Source organism: Rothia kristinae (genome assembly GCF_016028855.1).
GTDB lineage: Bacteria > Actinomycetota > Actinomycetes > Actinomycetales > Micrococcaceae > Rothia > Rothia kristinae.
The window spans coordinates 1,820,126-1,839,438 of the sequence record NZ_CP065738.1; the positions used below are offsets into that span (position 1 = coordinate 1,820,126).

The 19,313-nt window shown below is 70.7% G+C and carries 18 protein-coding genes; 9 read left to right on the plus strand and 9 right to left on the minus strand.

Annotated features, from left to right (window positions below; genetic code table 11):
- Positions 1-47 precede the first annotated feature (47 nt).
- A complete protein-coding gene (gene hisD, locus I6G21_RS08020; RefSeq protein WP_408015189.1) occupies positions 48-1,385 on the plus strand; it encodes a histidinol dehydrogenase in 1,338 nt (445 codons plus the stop codon).
- A gap of 4 nt (positions 1,386-1,389) precedes the next feature.
- Positions 1,390-1,956 (plus strand): transcriptional regulator NrdR, encoded by a 567-nt coding sequence (gene nrdR, locus I6G21_RS08025; protein ID WP_081046340.1) that lies wholly within the window; start codon positions 1,390-1,392, stop codon positions 1,954-1,956.
- Between the two features lie 154 nt (positions 1,957-2,110).
- Here nrdR and ppgK read toward each other — a convergent pair whose 3' ends face one another.
- Positions 2,111-2,902, minus strand: a complete 792-nt coding sequence (ppgK, locus tag I6G21_RS08030) for a polyphosphate--glucose phosphotransferase (RefSeq protein WP_129358150.1) — start codon at positions 2,900-2,902, stop codon at positions 2,111-2,113.
- Positions 2,903-3,078: 176 nt separating this feature from the next.
- Complete coding sequence (gene map / locus I6G21_RS08035; protein WP_129358118.1) at positions 3,079-3,993, minus strand: type I methionyl aminopeptidase; 915 nt, start codon at positions 3,991-3,993, stop codon at positions 3,079-3,081.
- Between the two features lie 65 nt (positions 3,994-4,058).
- Between map and I6G21_RS08040 the strand changes: the two genes are divergently transcribed.
- Complete coding sequence (locus I6G21_RS08040) at positions 4,059-4,268, plus strand: SPOR domain-containing protein (RefSeq protein WP_058731770.1); 210 nt, start codon at positions 4,059-4,061, stop codon at positions 4,266-4,268.
- A 96-nt stretch (positions 4,269-4,364) separates the two neighbouring features.
- On the opposite strand, the gene panB is transcribed toward I6G21_RS08040, so the two are convergent.
- On the minus strand, positions 4,365-5,237 hold the full coding sequence (panB, locus tag I6G21_RS08045; RefSeq protein ID WP_129358117.1) for a 3-methyl-2-oxobutanoate hydroxymethyltransferase: 873 nt from the start codon (positions 5,235-5,237) through the stop codon (positions 4,365-4,367).
- Between the two features lie 127 nt (positions 5,238-5,364).
- Between panB and I6G21_RS08050 the strand changes: the two genes are divergently transcribed.
- Entirely contained in the window at positions 5,365-6,705 is a 1,341-nt protein-coding gene (locus tag I6G21_RS08050; protein ID WP_058731772.1) for a glutamine synthetase family protein, read from the plus strand.
- A gap of 35 nt (positions 6,706-6,740) precedes the next feature.
- Entirely contained in the window at positions 6,741-9,833 is a 3,093-nt protein-coding gene (locus tag I6G21_RS08055) for a bifunctional [glutamine synthetase] adenylyltransferase/[glutamine synthetase]-adenylyl-L-tyrosine phosphorylase (RefSeq protein ID WP_058731773.1), read from the plus strand.
- 16 nt (positions 9,834-9,849) lie between these two features.
- Here I6G21_RS08055 and budA read toward each other — a convergent pair whose 3' ends face one another.
- Positions 9,850-10,599, minus strand: a complete 750-nt coding sequence (budA, locus tag I6G21_RS08060; protein WP_129358116.1) for an acetolactate decarboxylase — start codon at positions 10,597-10,599, stop codon at positions 9,850-9,852.
- A gap of 106 nt (positions 10,600-10,705) precedes the next feature.
- On the opposite strand from budA, the gene thrC reads away from it, so the two are divergent.
- On the plus strand, positions 10,706-12,151 hold the full coding sequence (thrC, locus tag I6G21_RS08065; protein ID WP_058731775.1) for a threonine synthase: 1,446 nt from the start codon (positions 10,706-10,708) through the stop codon (positions 12,149-12,151).
- A gap of 39 nt (positions 12,152-12,190) precedes the next feature.
- On the opposite strand, the gene I6G21_RS08070 is transcribed toward thrC, so the two are convergent.
- The gene (locus I6G21_RS08070) at positions 12,191-12,790 is read right to left on the minus strand and encodes a hypothetical protein (protein WP_058731776.1); all 600 of its coding nucleotides are present in this window, start codon (positions 12,788-12,790) and stop codon (positions 12,191-12,193) included.
- Between the two features lie 251 nt (positions 12,791-13,041).
- Here I6G21_RS08070 and I6G21_RS08075 point away from each other — a divergent pair, with 251 nt between their 5' ends.
- Positions 13,042-14,100, plus strand: a complete 1,059-nt coding sequence (locus I6G21_RS08075; protein WP_006947314.1) for an IS630 family transposase — start codon at positions 13,042-13,044, stop codon at positions 14,098-14,100.
- A gap of 2 nt (positions 14,101-14,102) precedes the next feature.
- On the opposite strand, the gene I6G21_RS08080 is transcribed toward I6G21_RS08075, so the two are convergent.
- Positions 14,103-14,699, minus strand: a complete 597-nt coding sequence (locus tag I6G21_RS08080) for a cadmium resistance transporter (protein WP_006947316.1) — start codon at positions 14,697-14,699, stop codon at positions 14,103-14,105.
- Positions 14,696-15,055 carry a Cd(II)/Pb(II)-sensing metalloregulatory transcriptional regulator CmtR gene (cmtR, locus tag I6G21_RS08085; protein WP_006947315.1) on the minus strand — a complete coding sequence of 120 codons (360 nt, stop codon included), beginning with the start codon at positions 15,053-15,055 and terminating at the stop codon, positions 14,696-14,698. The genes I6G21_RS08080 and cmtR overlap by 4 nt, the downstream gene beginning before the upstream one ends.
- Before the next feature lie 295 nt (positions 15,056-15,350).
- Here cmtR and I6G21_RS08090 point away from each other — a divergent pair, with 295 nt between their 5' ends.
- On the plus strand, positions 15,351-16,331 hold the full coding sequence (locus tag I6G21_RS08090) for an Abi family protein (protein ID WP_038566154.1): 981 nt from the start codon (positions 15,351-15,353) through the stop codon (positions 16,329-16,331).
- 337 nt (positions 16,332-16,668) lie between these two features.
- Here the strand turns inward: I6G21_RS08090 and I6G21_RS08095 are convergent, their stop codons facing one another.
- On the minus strand, positions 16,669-18,174 hold the full coding sequence (locus I6G21_RS08095) for a multicopper oxidase family protein (RefSeq protein ID WP_058731094.1): 1,506 nt from the start codon (positions 18,172-18,174) through the stop codon (positions 16,669-16,671).
- 212 nt (positions 18,175-18,386) lie between these two features.
- Positions 18,387-18,833: a DUF6153 family protein gene (locus tag I6G21_RS08100; RefSeq protein WP_129358159.1), complete on the minus strand. Its 447-nt coding sequence runs from the start codon at positions 18,831-18,833 to the stop codon at positions 18,387-18,389.
- A gap of 150 nt (positions 18,834-18,983) precedes the next feature.
- On the opposite strand from I6G21_RS08100, the gene I6G21_RS08105 reads away from it, so the two are divergent.
- Positions 18,984-19,193: a heavy-metal-associated domain-containing protein gene (locus I6G21_RS08105; RefSeq protein WP_006944934.1), complete on the plus strand. Its 210-nt coding sequence runs from the start codon at positions 18,984-18,986 to the stop codon at positions 19,191-19,193.
- The last annotated feature ends 120 nt before the right edge of the window (positions 19,194-19,313 follow it).

Sequence of the window (19,313 nt, forward strand, 5' to 3'; positions counted from 1 at the left end):
TGAGCACTTCGATCCCTGCTGAGACCGCCCCGACCGAGGGCCCCGCGATGCGCGTGCTGGATCTGCGCGGCCGGGACCTGGACCCCGCCGCCCTGGCCGGGCTGCTGCCGCGCCCGTCGGGGGAGTACCTGGCCCACGCCGAGGAGTCCGTCGCGCAGATCATCCGGCGGGTGCGCGCCGAGGGGGCGCCCGCCCTGCGGGAGCTGTCCGCGCGCTTCGACGGCGTCGAGCAGTCCGGCCTGCGGGTCCCGCCCGAGGCCCTCGAGCGGGCGCTGGCCGAGCTGGACCCGGGCGTGCGCGAGGCCCTGGAGACGGCGATCGGGCGGATCCGCGCCTTCGCCGCCGCGCAGAAGCCGGCCACCACCGAGCTGGAGGTCGCCCCGGGGGCGCGGCTGGTCAACCGGTGGACCCCGGTGCGCCGGGTCGGCCTGTACGTGCCCGGCGGGCTGGCGGTGTATCCCTCCTCGGTGGTCATGAACGCGGTGCCCGCCCAGGCCGCCGGCGCCGAGTCCGTGGTGCTGTGCACCCCGCCGCAGCGGGAGTTCGGCGGTCTGCCGCACCCCACCACCCTGGCGGCCGCGGCGCTGCTGAGCATCGAGGAGGTGTGGGCGATCGGCGGGGCGCAGGCCCTGGCCGCGATGGCCCACGGGCTGCGCCCGGACGAGCAGCAGCCGCAGCCCCTGGAGCCGGTGGACATCCTCACCGGCCCCGGCAACGTGTACGTGGCGATGGCCAAGCGGCAGCTGCGCTCCGTCGTCGGGGTGGACGGGGAGGCCGGGACCACGGAGATCGCGGTGATCGCCGACGCCGCGGCGGACCCGGTGTACGTGGCCGCGGATCTGATCTCCCAGGCCGAGCACGACCCCCACGCAGGCTCCGTGCTGATCACCGACTCCGCCCCGCTGGCCGAGGCCGTGGCCCGGCAGGTGCGGGTCCAGGCCGCCCGCACCCGGCACGCCGAGCGGGTCGCGCAGGCCCTGACCGGCCCGCAGTCCGGGGTGGTGCTCACCGACTCCCTGGAGCACAGCGTCGCGGTGGCCGACGCCTGGGCGCCCGAGCACCTGGAGATCCAGACCGCGGACCCGCGGGTGGTGGCCGCGCGGATCCGCAACGCCGGGGCCGTCTTCCTCGGCCCGCACTCCCCGGTGCCGCTCGGGGACTACGCCGCAGGATCCAACCACGTGCTGCCCACGGGCGGCTCCGCCCGGTGGGCCAGCGGCCTGAACACCGCCACCTTCATGAAGGTGGTCCAGCTGATCGAGTACTCCGCCGAGGCTCTGGCCGCGGTGGCCCCGACCGTGCGGGCCCTGGCCGAGGCCGAGGATCTGCCGGCCCACGGCCGGGCCGTGGCCGTGCGGACGGAGCCGACCGGGGCGGGGGAGTAGCGCCGTGCACTGCCCGTACTGCCGCCACCCCGACTCGCGCGTGGTGGACTCGCGGGTGGCCGATGACGGCTCCGCGATCCGCCGGCGCCGCCAGTGCGCGGCCTGCGGGCGGCGCTTCTCCACCCTGGAGACCACCGCCGTGAACGTCATCAAGCGCTCCGGGGCCACCGAGCCGTTCAAGCGCGCCAAGATCATCTCCGGGGTGCGCAAGGCCTGCCAGGGCCGCCCGGTCAGCGAGGACGATCTGGCCCTGCTGGCCCAGGAGGTCGAGGAGTCCATCCGCGCCAAGGGCCTGGCGGAGATCGACGCGAACGACGTCGGCCTGGAGATCCTCAAGCCGCTGCAGCGTCTGGACACCGTGGCGTACCTGCGCTTCGCCAGCGTCTACCAGGCCTTCGAGGGGCTGGACGACTTCGAGTCGGCCATCCGCTCCCTGCGGGCCGAAGCCGGAAGCGGGCCCGAGGACACCGCCCCCGAGGACGCGGCACCCGAGGACTCAGCCCCCGCGGCCGGCACCCGCGGAGCCGAGCGGAGCGAGGAGGACGGCCCGCAGCAGCAGACCCTCATCTGAGGCACGCCCGCCTGACCGGGTTGGCCGGGGCTCTGGCGCGGCGGGCGGCCGACGGGGTAAGCTCGGATCAGGAGCCGGTACGTGCGGAGGGGAAGCCGTCACGTACCGGCTCTTCCGCTGCCTGCGGACCTCCCACGGGCAGGCCCCGCGGCGCTCAGCCCGCGGTGCGGTCGTGCTTCTCCTTCTCCCCGGGCTGGCCCGCCGCCCACAGGGCCGCCCCGACGATCCCGGCGTTGTTGCGCAGCACCGCGATCTCGATGGGCGTGCCGATGTCCTCCAGATACGGCAGGAACTTCTCCGGCTTCTTGGACACCCCGCCGCCGATGATGAACGCGTCCGGGGAGAACAGCCGCTGCACGTGGGAGAAGTAGCGGTGCAGCCGCTTGCCGTACTGCTTCCAGGACAGGTCCTCGCGCTCGCGGGCCCGCACCGAGGCGCGGGTCTCCGCGTCGTGCCCGTCGATCTCCAGGTGGCCCAGCTCCGAGTTGGGCACCAGCTGGCCGTTGTTGATGATCGCCGAGCCGATCCCGGTGCCCAGGGTGATCATCATGAGGAAGCCGGAGCGGTGCCGGCCCTGTCCGTAGATCGCCTCGGCCAGACCGGCCGCGTCGGCGTCGTTGACGGCGTGGACGGGCCGTCCCAGGGCCTCGGCGACGGGCCCGGTCAGGTCCGCCCCGATCCAGGACTCATCCACGTTGGCCGCGGACCAGGTGTGCCCGTCCTTGATGACCGCGGGGAAGCCGACGCCGATCGCGGAGTCCGGCTCGGCGGTGAGCTCCCGGGACTGCAGCTCGGCGACGATCGTCTCCACGACGGGGATGACGGTCTCCGGGGTGGCCGGCTTCGGGGTGTCGATGCGGTAGCGCTCGGAGACCAGGTCCCCGGTGCGCAGGTCCACGATCCCGCCCTTGATGCCGGTGCCGCCGATGTCCACCCCGATGGCCAGCTCGTGGGGGGCGGGGGCGGGCAGGGACTCCTCCCGGTCCAGGTCGGCCTGCACGGCCAGCTCCGGGCGGTCCACGTTGGTCTTCTCGGTCACGGCTGCTCCTTCTGCTGCGTCGGGTCTGTCGCTGTCGGGTCGGGTTCCGGCCCCTGCGGCGGGACCGGGCGGGGTCGGTGCGCTCAGGGGAGGGTGAGGACGTCCACGCCGTCGGCGGTGACCACCATGGTGTGCTCGAACTGCGCGGAGCGCCTGCGGTCCTTCGTCACGACGGTCCAGTCGTCCTCCCACATGTCCCAGGAGATCGTCCCGAGGTTGAGCATGGGCTCGATGGTGAAGACCATGCCCTCCTGGATCACGGTGTCATAGGCGGGGGCGGCGTCGTAGTGGGGGATGATCAGCCCGGAGTGGAACTCCCGGCCCACCCCGTGCCCGGTGAAGTCCCGGACCACCCCGTAGCCGAAGCGGGCGGCGTACTTCTCGATGACCCGCCCGATCACGTTGATCTCCCGGCCCGGCTTCACGGCCTTCATGGCCCGGCGCAGGGCCTCCTCGGTGTGCTCCACGAGCAGGCGGGACTCTTCGTCCACGTCCCCGACCAGCAGGGTGCGGTTGGTGTCCCCGTGCATGCCGTCCTTGTACGCGGTGACGTCCAGGTTGATGATGTCCCCGTCCTCCAGGACGGTGGAGTCCGGGATGCCGTGGCAGATGACCTCGTTCAGGGAGGTGCACACGGACTTCCAGTAGTTCCGGTAGCCCAGGGTGGAGGGGTAGGCGGCGTGGTCGCAGATGTACTCGTGGACCACCGCGTCGATCTCATCGGTGGTGGTTCCCGGCACGCAGTGGGCCTCGGCGGCGACGATGGCGCCGGCGGCGATCTTCCCGGCCGCGCGGATCAGCTCCACCTCCTCCGGGGTGTAGAAGTCCGAGCCCTGGCCCTCCCGGGCGGTGGGCTTGCCGACGTACTCGGGTCGCGGGATCCAGGAGGGCACCGTCCGCACGGGTCCGACGACGCCGGGGGTCAGGGCCCCGAGCGGGGCCTTCCCGGGTTCGGTGGGGATGTTGTGTCCGGTGGTGGCTTCGGAGGGTGCAGACATATCATCAACTCTAGGCCACCGGCCCCGCAGAGCCGGATCGAGACGACCCCGCGAGGAGGCACCCCATGGCGCTGAACGACGCCGCTGAACTGCCCGAGGACCAGCAGTACTGGTTCAACACCTACACCCGCGAGGTGGAGCATCCGGCCTCCTCGGACTACCGCAAGCTGATCGGACCCTACGCCAGCTATGCCGAGGCCAGCCGCGCCCTGGAGAAGGCCGAGCAGCGCAATGAGGCCTGGGATGAGGCGGACCGGGAGTGGCGCGAGGGCTGAGCCCCTCATCGGCGCCTCGGACGGGCTGAACGCCCGCCGTCGGGTCTGTCAGCCGGGTGCGCCCCGCCGAGCTGCTGCGCGGGTGAACCCGCAGCCTTAGTCCTGGAAGGTCTGCTCAGGCCCCGGGAACACGCCCTGGACGACCTCCGCCCGGTAATCGCGGGCCGCCGCGGTCAGCGCCGTGCGCAGGTCCGCGTAGCGCTTCACGAAGCGGGGGGTCCGCCCAGTGGTCAGACCGGCCATGTCCTGCCACACCAGCACCTGCCCCGTGGTCTCAGCCCCCGCGCCGATGCCGACGGTCGGCACGCTCAGCGCCGCCTCCACCGCGGCCGCCGCCGGGGCCGCGGTCATCTCCAGCAGCACCGCGAAGGCCCCGGCCTCCTCCAGCCTGCGGGCATCCACCACCAGCCCCTCAGCCTGCGCGTTGCGGCCCTGCACCCGGAAACCGCCCAGCACGTGCTCCGACTGCGGGGTGAAGCCCAGGTGGGCCATCACCGGAACCCCCGCCTGGACCATCGCCCGGACATGCTCCGCGTAGAAGGCCCCGCCCTCCATCTTCACCGCGTGCGCCCCGCCCTCGCGGACCAGGCGCACCGCGGCCTCCACCGCCTGCGCGGGGGAGGCCTCGTAGGTGCCGAAGGGCAGATCCGCCACGACCATCGCCCTCCGCGCCGTGCGGGAGACCGCCCGCACGAACGGCAGGAAGTCCTCCATCCGCAGCTGCGTGGTCGACTCCAGCCCCAGCACCGTGTTGGCCGCGGAGTCCCCGACCAGCAGCACCTCCACCCCGGCCTCGTCGAAGATCCGGGCGGTCATCGCGTCATAGCTGGTCAGCATGGAGAACCGCGTGCCCTCCTCCTTGCACCGGCGCAGATGCACCGTGCGGATGCGGGAGACGCCCTCCAGGCCGTTGGCGGGACCGGAGGGGGCGGCGGGGGAGTCGTCCTCGGAGGACAGGTACGTGCTCATGGCCTGCCATCCTAGTGCCCGGGCGGCACGCGGGCAGGCCGACCCGAAGCAGAGCGGGGTGCGGATACAGTGGGGGCAGACGGCCCCCGCGCGCCGCCCCGCCCGACCCAGCCCCAAGGAGGCACCCATGGACCGCCAACAGGAATTCGTGCTGCGCACCATCGAGGAGCGGGACGTGCGCTTCGTGCGGATGTGGTTCACCGACGTCGTCGGCACCCTCAAGTCCGTGGCCCTGGCCCCGGCCGAGGTGGAGGGCGCCTTCGAGGAGGGCCTGGGCTTCGACGGCTCCTCCATCGAGGGCCTGTCCCGGGTCTCCGAATCGGACATGCTCCTGCAGCCGGATCCCTCCACCTTCCAGCTGCTGCCCTGGCGGGGAGAGCAGGAGCCCACCTCCCGGATGTTCTGCGACATCCTCACCCCGGACGGCGAGCCCTCCGCCGCGGATTCCCGCGGGGTGCTCAAGCGGATCCTGGCCAAGGCCGGGGACATGGGCTTCACCTGCTACACCGCCCCGGAGGTGGAGTTCTACCTCCTGAAGTCCCCCGAGCTGAACGCGGACGGCTTCCCCGAGCCGGTGGACCGGGAGGGCTACTTCGACCACGTCTACGGCGGGGTGGTCCAGGATTTCCGACGCCGGGCCGTGACCATGCTGGAATCCGTGGGGATCTCCGTGGAGTTCAGTCACCACGAGGGCGGCCCCGGGCAGAACGAGATCGACCTGCGCCACGCCGACGCCCTGCAGACCGCGGACAACATCATGACCTTCCGCTCCGTGATCAAGGAGGTCGCCCACACCCAGGGCATCTACGCGACCTTCATGCCCAAGCCGTTCACCGATCACCCCGGCTCCGGGATGCACACCCACTTCTCCCTGTTCGAGGGGGACTCCAACGCCTTCTTCGAGGCCGGAGCCGAGTACCAGCTCTCCCGCACCGCCCGGCACTTCATCGCCGGGGTGCTGCGCCACGCCCCGGAGTTCACGTCCGTGACCAACCAGTTCGTGAACTCCTACAAGCGCCTGTGGGGCGGCGGGGAGGCCCCCTCCTACCTGTCCTGGGGCCACAACAACCGTTCCGCCCTGGTCCGGGTGCCGCTGTACAAGCCGAACAAGATGCAGTCCGCGCGCATCGAGTACCGCGGCCTGGACTCGGCGGTGAACCCCTACCTCGGCTACGCCGTCGTGCTGGCCGCGGGTCTGAAGGGCATCGAGGAGGAGTACGAGCTGCCGATGGCCGAGTCCGACGACGTCGCCTCCATGACCGCCCGCGAGCGGGCCAGCCTCGGACACGACCCGCTGCCGGCCTCCCTGCACGACGCGATCCGCCAGACCGAGGACTCCGAGTTCATGGCCGAGGTGCTTGGCGAGCAGGTCTTCCGCCAGTTCCTGCGCAACAAGCAGGAGGACTGGACGGCCTACCGCCGCGAGGTCACCCCCTACGAGCTGAAGTACAACCTGGGCCTGCTCTGAGCCCGTCCCCGTCCGACCCGCCAGAAAGGATCCAGATGACGCACGCGGCCTCCGGCAAGACCCGCCTGGCCGGCATCGGCTTCGAGGACCTCACCGGCGCCCAGCGCTGGCTGCAGGCCCGCGAGCTGGAGGGCATCGATCGGGAGGCGCTGCTGGAGGGCCTGCGGCTGAGCCCCTCCCCGGACGCGGCCCTGAAGTCCCTGGTGCGCCTGCTCGGGGATCACCCCGCCGGACTGGCCGAGGCCGTGGACCGCGGCAGTGCGGCGCCCGCCCTGTACCGGGTGCTCGGCGCCTCCGAGGCGCTCGGGGACTTCCTGCTGCGCCGCCCCGAGCACCTGGACCTGCTCACCGGGGACCCGCAGCGCCTGCCCGAGGTCCGCGGTCAGGAGATGGCCCGGCAGTACCGGGAGGACCTGCTGCGCTGCGTGGGGGCCGATCCCGACCACCGGATGCCCGTGGCCGAGACCACCGGGGAGCAGGCTCAGCTGGCCCTGCGCACCGCCTACCGGGCGGCGCTGACCCGCATCGCCGTCGCGGACCTGCTCGCCGAGGACCCCCTCGCCGAGCTCGAGCGGATCGCGGCGTGCCTGGCCGACCTGGCCGGGGCCGCGCTGGAAGCCGCCCTGGCCGTGGCCCGCGCCGAGATCGCCCAGACCTACCCCGAGGTCTCCCGGGTGGCGCTGGCCGTGATCGGGATGGGCAAGTGCGGGGCGCGGGAGCTGAACTACATCTCCGACGTGGACGTGATCTACGCCGTCGGACCCGCCCAACCGGACCCGGACGAGGCCGACGGGGCCGACGACGCCGACGATGCGCAGCCGCTGGAGGAGCAGCGGCTCGTGCGACTGGGTGAGGAGCTGGTGCGGGCCCTGACCCAGGTGATCCACGGCGTCGGCCCGGAGCCGGCCCTGTGGGAGGTGGACGCCAACCTGCGCCCCGAGGGCAAGGACGGCCCGCTGGTGCGCACCGTGGACTCCCACCGCGCCTACTGCCGCCGCTGGGCCGAGAACTGGGAGTTCCAGGCCCTGCTCAAGGCCCGCCCGATCGCCGGGGACCCGCAACTGGGGCGGCAGTACCTGGAGGCCGTGACTCCGTTCGTGTGGGAGGCATCCAGTCGGGAGGGCTTCGTCGGCTCCGTGCAGGCCATGCGCCGGCGGGTCAGCGACCACATCCCCGAGGCCGAGCGGGAGCGGCAGATCAAGCTCGGGATCGGCGGGCTGCGGGACGTGGAGTTCACCGTGCAGCTGCTGCAGCTGGTGCACGGGCGCACCGATGAGCAGGTGCGCACCCGCGGCACCCTGGAATCCCTGCGCGCCCTGGCCGAGCGCTCCTACATCTCCCGGGAGGACGCCCGGGCCTTCGCCGACCGCTACCGCTGGCTGCGCCTGCTGGAGCACCGGGTGCAGCTGCGCCAGCTGCGCCGCACGCACCTGATGCCCGCCCGGGAGCGGGAGCAGCTGGCCGTGGCCCGGGCCATGCAGGCCCCGCAGGAGCGCACCCGCACCACCGCCGAGGAGCTGCTGACCCGGTGGCGCGAAGCCAAGCGCAGCGTGCGCGGGCTGCACGAGGCCCTGTTCTTCCGGCCGCTGCTGGCCGCCGTCGCCCACCTGTCCGCCGCGGAGGTAGCCCTGAGGCCCGACGCCGCCCGGGACCGGCTGGCCGCCCTGGGCTACCTGGACCCGCAGGGGGCCATGCGCCACATCGAGGCGCTGACCCGCGGGGTCAGCCGCCGGGCGGAGATCCAGAAGACCGTCCTGCCGGTGCTGCTGGGCTGGTTCGCCCGCGGGGTGGACCCGGACGCCGGGCTGCTGAACTTCCGCCGCGTCTCCGAGGAGCTCGGACAGACCCCCTGGTACCTGAAGATGCTGCGGGACTCCGCGACCGCCGCGCAGCGGCTGTGCGAGATCCTCTCCTCCTCCCGCTTCGCCACGGACCTCATCGAGGTGGAGCCGGAGGCCATCGCCTGGCTGGACAAGGACGAGCAGCTGCGCCCGGAGACGCTGGAGGAGCTGTGGACCGAGATCCGGGCCAAGGTCTCCCGGCACCGGGACGCCCAGGAGGCCGTGCGCGCGGTGCGCCTGATCCGGCGCCGGGAGATGCTGCGCACCGCGATGGGGGAGTGCACCGGGGTCCTGGACGCCGAGCAGATCATGCGGGGCCTGTCCGACGCCGACCAGGCCGCGATCCTGGGCGCCCTGCACGTGGCCGAGCGGGAGCTGTACGAGGAGCAGGGCGAGCCGGTGCTCACCGATGTCGTCATCATCGGGATGGGTCGGCAGGGGGGCGCGGAGATCGGCTACGGCTCGGACGCCGACGTCATGTACGTCCACCGCGCCCGCGACGGCGCCGGGGAGCAGGAGGCCCTGCGCCAGGCCGAGCGGCTGGTGACCCGCACCGTGCAGCTGCTCAAGGGACCGGTGGAGCCGGCGATCCGCGCGGAGCGGACCCTGGTCATCGACGCGGACCTGCGCCCGGAGGGCCGCTCCGGGCCGATGGTCCGCTCCCTGGACTCCTACGCCGAGTACTACGCCCGCTGGTCCGACACCTGGGAGCACCAAGCGCTGCTGCGCGCCCGCCCCCTGGCCGGCTCCGACGAGGTCGCCGAGGCCTTCGTGCGGATCATCGACCCCTACCGGTACCCCGCCGAGCTGCCGCCGCGCCGGATCCAGGAGATCCGGCGGATGAAGGCCCGCGTGGAGGCCGAGCGGATGCCCCGCGGGGCGGATCCGACCCGTCAGCTCAAGCTCGGCCGGGGCGGGCTGTCCGACGTCGAGTGGCTCGTGCAGCTGCTGCAGCTGCGCCACGCCCACGAGCACCCCGAGCTGCGCACCACCAGCACGCTGCGGGCCCTGCGCGCGGCCGTGCCCCTCGGGCTGATCGGCGCGGAGGACGTCCACGTGCTGGAATCCGCGTGGCTGCTGGCCACGCGCGTGCGCGGCGGCGTCGTGCTGCGCACCGGGCGCGCCTCGGATTCCCTGCCGACCGCGCGCCGGGACCTGGAGGCCATCGCCCGCTGGGTCGGCTGCGCCGAGGGCGGGGCCCGGGTGCTGGAGGAGGACTACCTGCGCCTGACCCGCCGGGCCCGCGGGATCTACGAGAACCTGTTCTACGGGCCGCTGACCCGGTGAGGGCCCGCGGTCGGGCTCAGTGCTTCTCCGCCCGGGAGATCTGATCCGCCAGATCCTCCGGGGACAGATCCGCCGCGGAGAACTCCGGGGTCACCGGCAGGTGCAGGCGCAGCTCCGTGCCGGGGCAGATCCCCACCCGCGCCTCCTTCAGCTTGAAGTCGATCACGTGCCCGCCCACCTGGCGGGTGGAGTCGATGAAGTGGGCGTGGCAGCCCGGCACCGAGATGCCCTGCTCGTAGATCGGGGTGCGGAAGGCCACGATCGTGCCGATGAGGTCGTCGAACTGCACGATGTCCTCGTTGTCCGTGGCATCGACCATCTTCGGGTACGGCTTGGACTGCTTGATCACCGTGCGGGTGCGCACCCACTCGAAGGAGCCGCGGATCTTCAGCGCGTACATGTAGTTCTTCGACACCGTGAGGTCGTCCAGGATCTGCGAGGCGGTGGCCCGCAGCAGGTCCCGCGGCAGATCCCGGCGGATGGTGGGCACGAAGTTGGTGACCACGGCGTAGGGGGTCCGCTGGGACAGGGCGGCCTCCTGCACGGAGCCGTCGTGGCGCATCTGGTAGGCGGTGCCGTCCAGCACGATCATCTCCCCGTCCAGCCCGTCGAAGGTGCCCAGACCGAAGTTGCCGTGGCCCAGCAGCTCGCCCACGGTCATCTCCCCGTCGTAGATCCCGTCCAGCAGGCCCGCCATGAGCCCCGTCTGGAAGACCTCGTTGCGGTACATGATCTCGCCGTGCAGCTCTTTGGGGGACCGGGACATGGGGGCTCCTTCATACGCTCAGACAGGATGCGCGGCGGGACTCGCCCGACGCTCACCTCCCACTCTAGGGCCGTGCGGCCGCGGGCCGGCCGATACCATGGTGGGCATGGATTACCTCTCCACCCGCGACCCCGAGGCGGCCCCCGCGTCCTTCACCGACATCCTGCTGCGCGGACTGGCCCCGGACGGCGGCCTGTACCTGCCGGTGCGCTACCCGCAGCTGGACGCCTCCACCCTGCGCTCCTGGCGCACCCTGCTGGCAGAAGAGGGCTACGCCGCGCTCGCCGCGCAGATCATGGAGCTGTTCGTGGACGACATCCCCGCGGAGGATCTGCGGCGGATGGCCGAGCGGGCCTACGCCCCGGAGAAGTTCGCCGACCCGCAGATCGTGCCCGTCACCCCGCTGGAGGACGGTCTGCACCTGGCTCACGTCTCCGAGGGACCCACCGCGGCGTTCAAGGATATGGCGATGCAGCTGCTCGGCGAGCTGTTCGAATACGAGCTGGCCCGGCGCGGGGAGACCCTGAACATCCTGGGGGCCACCAGCGGGGACACCGGGTCCTCCGCGGAATACGCGATGCGCGGGCGCGAGGGCATCCGGGTGTTCATGCTGACCCCGAGGGGGCGGATGACCCCGTTCCAGCAGGCCCAGATGTTCGGGCTGGATGACCCGAACATCGTCAACGTCGCCGTGGACGGGGTGTTCGACGACTGCCAGGACCTCGTCAAGGCGATCTCCGCGGATGCGGCGTTCAAGAGGAAGCACCGCATCGGCGCGGTCAACTCCATCAACTGGGCCCGGCTGCTCGCCCAGATCGTCTACTACGTCTCCTCCTGGCTGCGGGTGACCACCGCGGAGGACCAGCGGGTGAGCTTCTGCGTGCCCACCGGGAACTTCGGGGACATCTGCGCGGGGCACATCGCTCGGCAGATGGGGCTGCCGATCGACCGGCTGATCGTGGCCACCAACGAGAACGACGTGCTCGATGAGTTCTTCCGCACCGGGAACTACCGGGTGCGCTCCGCCGCGGAGACCGCCGAGACCTCCAGCCCGTCCATGGACATCTCCCGGGCGTCGAACTTCGAGCGGTTCGTCTTCGACCTGCTGGGCCGGGATGCGGCTCGCACCTCGGATCTGTTCGGCACCCAGGTGCGCCGCGGCGGGTTCAGCCTGGCCGGCACCGAGGAGTTCGAGGACGCCGCAGGCCGCTTCGGCTTCCTCTCCGGGCGCTCCACCCACGCGGATCGGGTCTCGACCATCCGGGACGCCCACGAGCGGCTGGGGGTGCTCATGGACCCGCACACCGCGGACGGCGTGACCGTGGCCCGGCGGCACCGCGATCAGGTGGACACGCCCATCGTCTGCCTGGAGACGGCCCTGCCGGTGAAGTTCGCGGACACCATCCGCGAGGCCATCGGCCGGGATCCGCAGATCCCCGAGCGCTTCGCCGGGATCATGGAGGCCCCGCGGCACGTGGTGGACCTGCCCGACGACGCCGAGGCCGTGAAGGACCTGATCCGCGAGCGCATCGCCGCCGTCGACGTGCGCTGAGGACCCGGACGCCGCTCGATAGGGGAATAGCGCGGCAGACTATAGGCCGTATTCCATGTAGCAGCTCTGGATCTCCCCGGAGGTGGCGGTGTCGTGATCCAGGTTCTCGCAGTACGCGCGGGGGATGGTTGGTTCCTCCGCGTCGGGTGTGTGGTCCTCGGGGTTCCCGAGGTTGGCGGGGTCGCGGGGGTCGACGCCGCTGGCCCAGTCGCCCAGTCGGTTCGCCGAGCAGTAGGCATAGACCTGCTCCGCCAGCTCCGGCGAGTACGGTGCCGCGTCCTCCTTCCAGACGTCCGCGATGCATCCGCCGCCGTTGGCGAAGTAGGACTGCACCGTCGCGGCCGCCGACTGCTGCGTCTGAACCTGCTCTGGATCTGGAGCCTCCGCAGCTTGAGCGGGTTCGGTGGCGACAGCCTCCGTGGTCTCCGGAGCCACCGGTGCAGACTCGGTCGCGGCGGTGGTGGGGGCCTCGGCGGGTGTCGCGCTCGCGGACGCTGCCGCCGGTCTCGCGGACATACTCGGGGAGGCGCTGGCCGACGCCGAGCTGCTGGTGTCGGTGGCGTCGTCGCCGCCTCCACAGGCGCTCAGCGCGAGGGGCAGCAGGGCCAGCGCGGCGAACCCGCGGGTGCGAGTGGTCATGGGTGCTTCCTTGCTTTCGGGAGGATGATGGGCGGGAACAGTGAGTTGGTCTCGAGGTCCAGCATGACAGGCCCGCGGCCAGTCGGCGTACCGTGACGCGCCATCGGCGGTCCTTCGCAGGCGGGCCCGCTCCTCGAGCGGTAAGTCCGCGGATCCGGTCATGTAGCACACCCAGGGGGACTTCCAGTGCGTCCGCGGTGGTTGCTAGTGTCGCGCGTCATCAATTCGTTGACAGTATGGGATGATGGCATATGCCGTCACCTGTGCTGGAGATCAGCGAAGAGGACCGTGCGACCCTGACCTCGTGGACACGGTCGCGGACGTTGCCGGCGGGACGTGCGCAGCGTGCGCGGATCGTGCTGGCCGTCGCGGCGGGGACGGGCACCTCGGCAGTGGCGCGGCATGTCGGGGTCTCGCGTCCGACTGTGATCAAGTGGCGTGACCGGTTCGCCGTCGACGGGCTCGCTGGCCTCGAGGACGAGGAGCGTTCGGGCCGACCGAAACGCATCGATGATGCCGTGATCATCGCCACCACGCTCGAGCCGCCACCGGCCAAACTCGGGGTGACGCATTGGTCCTCGCGGTTGCTGGGCAGGCACTTGGGGATCGGGGATGCCACCGTCGCCCGTGCCTGGCGCAAGTACGGGGTCAAGCCATGGCGGCGGGAGACGTTCAAGTTCTCCACAGACCCGGAGCTGGAGGCCAAGGTCCGCGACGTGGTCGGGCTGTACCTGAACCCACCGGAGAAGGCGGTCGTGCTGTGCGTGGATGAGAAGTCCCAGATCCAGGCCTTGAACCGGACCGCGCCGATCCTGCCGCTGCGACCAGGCTTGCCGGAGAAGGCGACCCACGACTACAAGCGCAATGGCACCACCACGCTGTTCGCCGCTATCGAGGTAGCCACCGGTGCGGTGACCGACCAGTGCTACGACCGGCACGGTAAGGCCGAGTTCCTCGACTTCCTCAAGAAGGTCGCCAGGGCTTACCCGCGCCGGGAGCTGCACGTGGTCCTGGACAACTACCACACCCACAAGCACGAGGACATCAAGCAGTGGCTGGCCAAGCACCCGCGGATCACGTTGCACTTCACCCCGACCAGCGGGTCCTGGCTCAACCTCGTCGAGGTTTTCTTCGGGATCATCACCCGACAGGCCATCCGCCGCGGCTCCTTCGACAGCGTCAAGCAACTCGTCACAGCGATCAGCACCTTCATCGACGGCTGGAACGAGCGCTGCCACCCATTCATCTGGACCAAGACCGCCGAGGAAATCCTGCCCCACGCCACCCGTCAAACCAGTTCAGGCGCGTGACATCAGAGACCGAACGCGCCGCCGCCGACGAGGATTGCGACGCCCAGTCCGATCAGGACGATGGGGAAGAGGATGTGCTCCCGCCGTTCGAGGACCTCGGCGATGGGTCGACGCGTGGCGACGAACTTGGCGGTGGCCACCAGCACTGCCACGAGCACGAGGAAAACGATGCAGAAGGTGATGACAGCGGGAGTACTGATGTTGAGGAAGACCGGGACGTAAACGCCGATGTTGTCCCCACCGTTGGCGAAGGTGACGCCGGCGACGGTCGCCACGGCAACGCTCTTACCTGACACGGCGGCATCATCGTCGTCGCCCTCGCCGCGGTAGACCTCCCACGCAGCCCAGAGACCCAGCGCGAGGGGGATGAGCCCAAAGTAGGGAATCGCCTCCTCTGGCAGCGCCCACCCCGCCCCCAAGGTCACCACGAGTGCGGCGGCGAGGATCCCGACGAAGCCAAGGTATTGCCCGGCCAAGATCTTCGCGGTCGTCCCGGGGCGTCCGGCACCTCGGGCGAAGAAGAGCGAGAGCACGATGATGTCGTCGATGTTGGTCGCGATGAAGAGCCCGATCGCTTGGAGCAGCGCCGCGGCCGTCATGCGCCGGACCTGCCGTCGTGGCAACCAGGCACCTCGCAGGCGACGTCGAGGCAGGGGGCGTCCGCGTCGACGGCCAGCTTGACCTCGACCAGCTCGGTGAGCGCACGTGCGAGGTGGGGGTCAGCGATCTCGTAAAGGGCCTGGCGGCCCTCATGGGTGGCGACCACGATCCCGCAGTCCCGCAGGCAACCCAGGTGGTTCGACACATTCGAGCGCGTCAGGTCTAGCGCGTTGGCGAGCTCTGCCGGATGCGCGGGGCACGCCAGAAGCGACAGAAGGATCCGTGAACGCGTGGGGTCGGCCATCGCCCGGCCCAGACGCTGCATGGCGTCTAAGCGGGAAGCAAGAGTCAGCATGCACTGAACGATACAGTAACCGCTGAACTACAATCGCCCCACCCAACTCGTCAAACAAGTTCAGACGCGTGACACTAGGAACCTGAGGACCGTCCAGCACCTCATCGACTCGGAAGGCCTGGGCGTGGTCGAGGCCGCAAAGACGGTGGGCTGGTCGAAGGCCACCTACTATCGCCACCGGGCGGCGCAGGCCGGTTCGTAGGAGCCCGTCGTCGGCTCCCCGTGCTAGAGTCGAGTCATCACGATCAGCCCGTTGCCGCAAGGCGCGGGCTGATTTTCTATCTGAAGGAAGCTCGTGGTCGAGTACACGAAGGAGTGGCTTCCGCTCGACCAGCAGGTCGAGCGGCTGATCGACCGCGGCCTCGCGGTCGACGACCCAGAACGAGCGCTCCGACTGCTGCAGTCGATCGGCTACTACCGACTCACCGGCTACCTGTACCCCTTCCTCGAGGCCGAGGAGTACACCGACGACGGTCGCGAGCGAACTCGGGTACTGAACAGGTATCTGCCCGGCACCGCGCTTCACCATGCCGAGACGATCATCGACTTCGACCGCCGACTGCGGATGCTGGTCATGGAAGGCGTCGAGCGCATCGAGGTCGCGGTGCGGATGCAGGCGGGGTACGTCCTCGGCAGGTCCTCCGCGTTCGCCCATGAGGACCCGGCGGCCTTCGACGACTCGTTCACGAAGGCGGGCACGGACAGCCGCGATCCGCAGCCCAGCTCGCACGTGAAGTGGCTGCAGCGCGTCAAGGATCGGCGGGACGGGTCCGACGAGCAGTTCGTCGCGCACTTCCGGGAGAAGTACGACGATCGCATGCCGGTCTGGGCCCTCACCGAGCTCCTCGAGCTCGGACAGCTGTCGAGCCTGTACAGGGGAATGCTCCAGCCGGATGCCGAAGAGCTCGCCCTCGCGTTCGGCGTCCCGAGGAAGAAGCTCATGGCCAGCTGGCTCGCCAGCCTCAACTACGTGCGCAACGTGGCGGCCCACCACTCGCGGCTGTTCAATCGGAAGCTTCAGAACGCGCCGTCGCGTCCTGCTTCAGGGCTGGTGTCGATGCTCGATCACCTCCGTGCGCCGGAAGCGCCGAAGAAGGACTTCGGCACCTACAACGCGCTGGCCGTGATCGCCTACCTCCTGCTCACGGTCGCCCCGGAGTCCGGGTGGCCTCGCCGGCTAGCCGAGCTGCTCGAAGCGTTCCCAGCGTCGCACGCCCTGACGGTCGGATCGATCGGCGTCCCCGACGGCTGGGAGTCGCTGGACCTGTGGCGGTGAGCTCGACGCCGATCAAGTCTCGTAAAGGTGCTTGTTGAGACAGGGGCAGTGAGACATAGTTCTGAGACCGAGGCCCCCGCATGACTGCGGGGGCCTCGTCTCGTCCCGTCAAGGAGATGTCTTCGAGACGCGTCTTCGGAGCACCGCCGAAACCTGCCATTGTCGACGCTGCATCTTCGATGGGACGCGAAAGCAGTCAAAGAACGGTCGCGCTGCTGTCTCGCATCCGCGATGCACACTAGCGAGCGGTACGGCAACGGCGGCGGGGCCGTGCAACCACAGAGCACGCGGCCCCGCCGCTGATGACTGGTCCTACCCAGAAACGTCCGGCCGGAGTTCAGCCCTGCTGGTAGGCGATCGTCGTCATCATGCCGGCTTCCCCGTGGTAGACGTTGTGGCAGTGGCTGAGCCACCGGCCGGGGTTGTCGGCGTCGAACTCGACGCGGAGCGTCTTGCCGGGCAGGACGATCGAGGTGTCCTTGCGGGGCCCGCCTCCGGGATGCTGGTAGGTGTGGCCGTGCAGGTGCATCGGATGCCACATCTTGGTCGAGTTCTTGAACTCCAGCGCGACGCGCTCGCCCTCCTTGAGGCCGAGGGCGTCGCGCATGGGCTGCTCCATGTCCATGCGCTTGCCGTTGATCGCCCAGTCGTACTTCTCCATGCCCCCGGTCAGCTCGAGGACGAGTGTGCGGTCGGCGGCGCGCTGGGGCAGGGCGACCGCATCGATGGCCTTGAGGTCGGCCGCGGTGGCGGGAGCCTTCGTCTGCGGGAGCTTCGCGTCCTTGGCCGGGGCGCTGCCGGATCCGGTGCGCAGGACGGCGACGGCCTGGTCCTGCTTCCCAAGGGCCTCGGCGACGACGGCGAACGCGCCGTCGCCGGCGGTGATGACGGCGTCGTAGCGCTCGCCCATGCCGAGCACGACGCTCTCGGCCTCGAACGGCTGGATCGGGTAGCCGTCGGTGTGGGTGATGGTGAGCGGGTGCTCGGCGACGCCGAACCGGAAGGCGGTGTCGCCGCCGGCGTTGATGATCCGCAGTCTGATCTTCTGGCCCGGCTTCGCGGTGAAGGTCTCCGGGTCGGCCGCTGGCCTGCCGTTGATCAGGTAGAGCGGATAGTAGACGTCGCCGGCGTCGCCGCCGAGCAGCGGCGAGGTCGCCCCCATCAGGGTGTTGCCCATCCGCATCGGCCCCATGTCCATTCCGCCGTGGTCCATCATGCCCTTGCCGAGTTCCTTCATCACCTGGTCGGGCGTCGCGATGACGCCGTCGAGCCAGTCGTCCAGGACGATGATCCACTCCTGGTCGTAGTCGCCCTTCTCGTTCGGGTCGTCGATGATCAGCGGGGCGTACAGGCCGCGGTCCTGCTGGACGCCGACGTGCGGGTGGAACCAGTAGGTCCCGGCGTGCGGGAGCACGAACTCGTAGGAGAACGCGCCGCCTGGCTCGACCGGCTTCTGCGTCAGGTTCGGCACGCCGTCCATGTCGTTGCGCAGTGCCAGGCCGTGCCAGTGCACGGTGGTCGGGTCGGGTAGATCGTTGGTCAGGGCGACCTTCAGGGTGTCGCCGATGTTGCCGCGGATCGGCTCGGTCGCCGACGCGCCGGTGAACGCCCAGGTCTTCGCCTCCTTCCCGGCCAGGTCCACGGTGGTCGGCTCGGCGGTCAGCGCACGCTGCACGGTTGTGCCGGTGCGGCGGCGCTTGGATTCGGCCTTCTCGACGGCGGCGCTGTCGGGCCCGACGAACGAGGTCGTCTTGCTGGTGGAGGTGCAGCCGGCGAGGCCTGCGGCGGTGAGGGTCAGTGCGCCGGCGGCGAGGAACTGGCGGCGGTTCAGGTCGGTGTGCATGGTTGAACGGTGTCCTTCTGTGTCGATGGTGAGCGGTGCCACGGGCATCGGCCTGGACGCGCTCGACGACCACGGGTGATCGGATGCGCAGGCTCGAGGGCTCTCGGGAGAGGGGTCAGCGCCATCTGGGCGCGATGCCGTCGCAGATGCAGGGCAGGCGCATGGGCATGCCCCGATGGGCAGGAGCGCCGCTGGGGGGCGCTCCCCGCTGCTCACGTTCGATAGATCGACAGTTCCAGGTGCGACAGCGCTAATCGGCGGGGCGTCTGGAGAGGCGGCACCGGCTCGGGCGCGCGGCCGAGCTCGGGCAGGGTCGCGGCGAGCGGGGCCGGAAGGACGGGGATGCTCTTGCCGGTCGGCCCGGGGACGCAGGTGGAGCCTGAGCCGCTGCTCATGGCACCCGCGCAGCCGCCGGAGCCGTGGACCATGCCATGCGATCCGGACGTCGACGACGAGGGGGCGACGGCCGCCTCTGCGGTCAGAGCTGGCGTCGCCGGGGCGGAATGCTTCATCGAGGCCATGGGGGCGCTCATGGCCGTGGCCCCGGCACCGTTGGCCAGCGAGTGCATTCCGAGGAGGCCGGCGATCAGCAGGGCCGCGAGGACGAGGAGCTGCAGCCGGTGCCGGCTGCGGCGGGGTTCGTCGGTCGCGGTCTCCACGCTGCACAGCATACCCCGGTGGCGTATCCCGTCTCCAAGGGAGGATCCGTCGGCGAGGCGCACCCCCCGCGTTGCGGGAATACCCGGCAGGGGTATACGGTTACTCGTACGCGGTACCCACTGGGGGTATCTCTGCTGAGGAGGCATTCGATGGCTGCGAACGAGTACCAGGTGACGGGCATGACCTGCGGGCACTGCGAGATGTCGGTCCGCGAGGAGGTCAGCGGGATCCCCGGCGTCGAGGACGTCGAGGTCAGCGCGCAGACCGGCAAGCTCGTCGTGTCGGGCTCCGGCGAGATCGACGACGCGAAGGTCCTGGCCGCCGTCGAGGAGGCCGGCTACACGGCCGTGCGCGCCTGACGACACCACCACCAGCGCGGCTCACGCTCCCCGTCGACCCCGACGGCGGCGGGGGCGGAGCGCGCACCACTGACCGCATCGGCGACATGACCGCCCCTGCGCACGAACCGGACGTCTCAA

Bases quoted from the DNA above. Each gene is read 5' to 3' on its own strand.
- hisD (WP_408015189.1), top strand. From the start codon at position 48: ATGCGCGTGCTGGATCTGCGCGGCCGGGACCTGGACCCCGCCGCCCTG.
- map (WP_129358118.1), bottom strand. From the start codon at position 3,993: ATGTCTGCACCCTCCGAAGCCACCACCGGACACAACATCCCCACCGAA.
- I6G21_RS08040 (WP_058731770.1), top strand. From the start codon at position 4,059: ATGGCGCTGAACGACGCCGCTGAACTGCCCGAGGACCAGCAGTACTGG.
- panB (WP_129358117.1), bottom strand. From the start codon at position 5,237: ATGAGCACGTACCTGTCCTCCGAGGACGACTCCCCCGCCGCCCCCTCC.
- I6G21_RS08050 (WP_058731772.1), top strand. From the start codon at position 5,365: ATGGACCGCCAACAGGAATTCGTGCTGCGCACCATCGAGGAGCGGGAC.
- I6G21_RS08055 (WP_058731773.1), top strand. From the start codon at position 6,741: ATGACGCACGCGGCCTCCGGCAAGACCCGCCTGGCCGGCATCGGCTTC.
- budA (WP_129358116.1), bottom strand. From the start codon at position 10,599: ATGTCCCGGTCCCCCAAAGAGCTGCACGGCGAGATCATGTACCGCAAC.
- thrC (WP_058731775.1), top strand. From the start codon at position 10,706: ATGGATTACCTCTCCACCCGCGACCCCGAGGCGGCCCCCGCGTCCTTC.
- I6G21_RS08070 (WP_058731776.1), bottom strand. From the start codon at position 12,790: ATGACCACTCGCACCCGCGGGTTCGCCGCGCTGGCCCTGCTGCCCCTC.
- I6G21_RS08075 (WP_006947314.1), top strand. From the start codon at position 13,042: ATGCCGTCACCTGTGCTGGAGATCAGCGAAGAGGACCGTGCGACCCTG.
- I6G21_RS08080 (WP_006947316.1), bottom strand. From the start codon at position 14,699: ATGACGGCCGCGGCGCTGCTCCAAGCGATCGGGCTCTTCATCGCGACC.
- cmtR (WP_006947315.1), bottom strand. From the start codon at position 15,055: ATGCTGACTCTTGCTTCCCGCTTAGACGCCATGCAGCGTCTGGGCCGG.
- I6G21_RS08095 (WP_058731094.1), bottom strand. From the start codon at position 18,174: ATGCACACCGACCTGAACCGCCGCCAGTTCCTCGCCGCCGGCGCACTG.
- I6G21_RS08105 (WP_006944934.1), top strand. From the start codon at position 18,984: ATGGCTGCGAACGAGTACCAGGTGACGGGCATGACCTGCGGGCACTGC.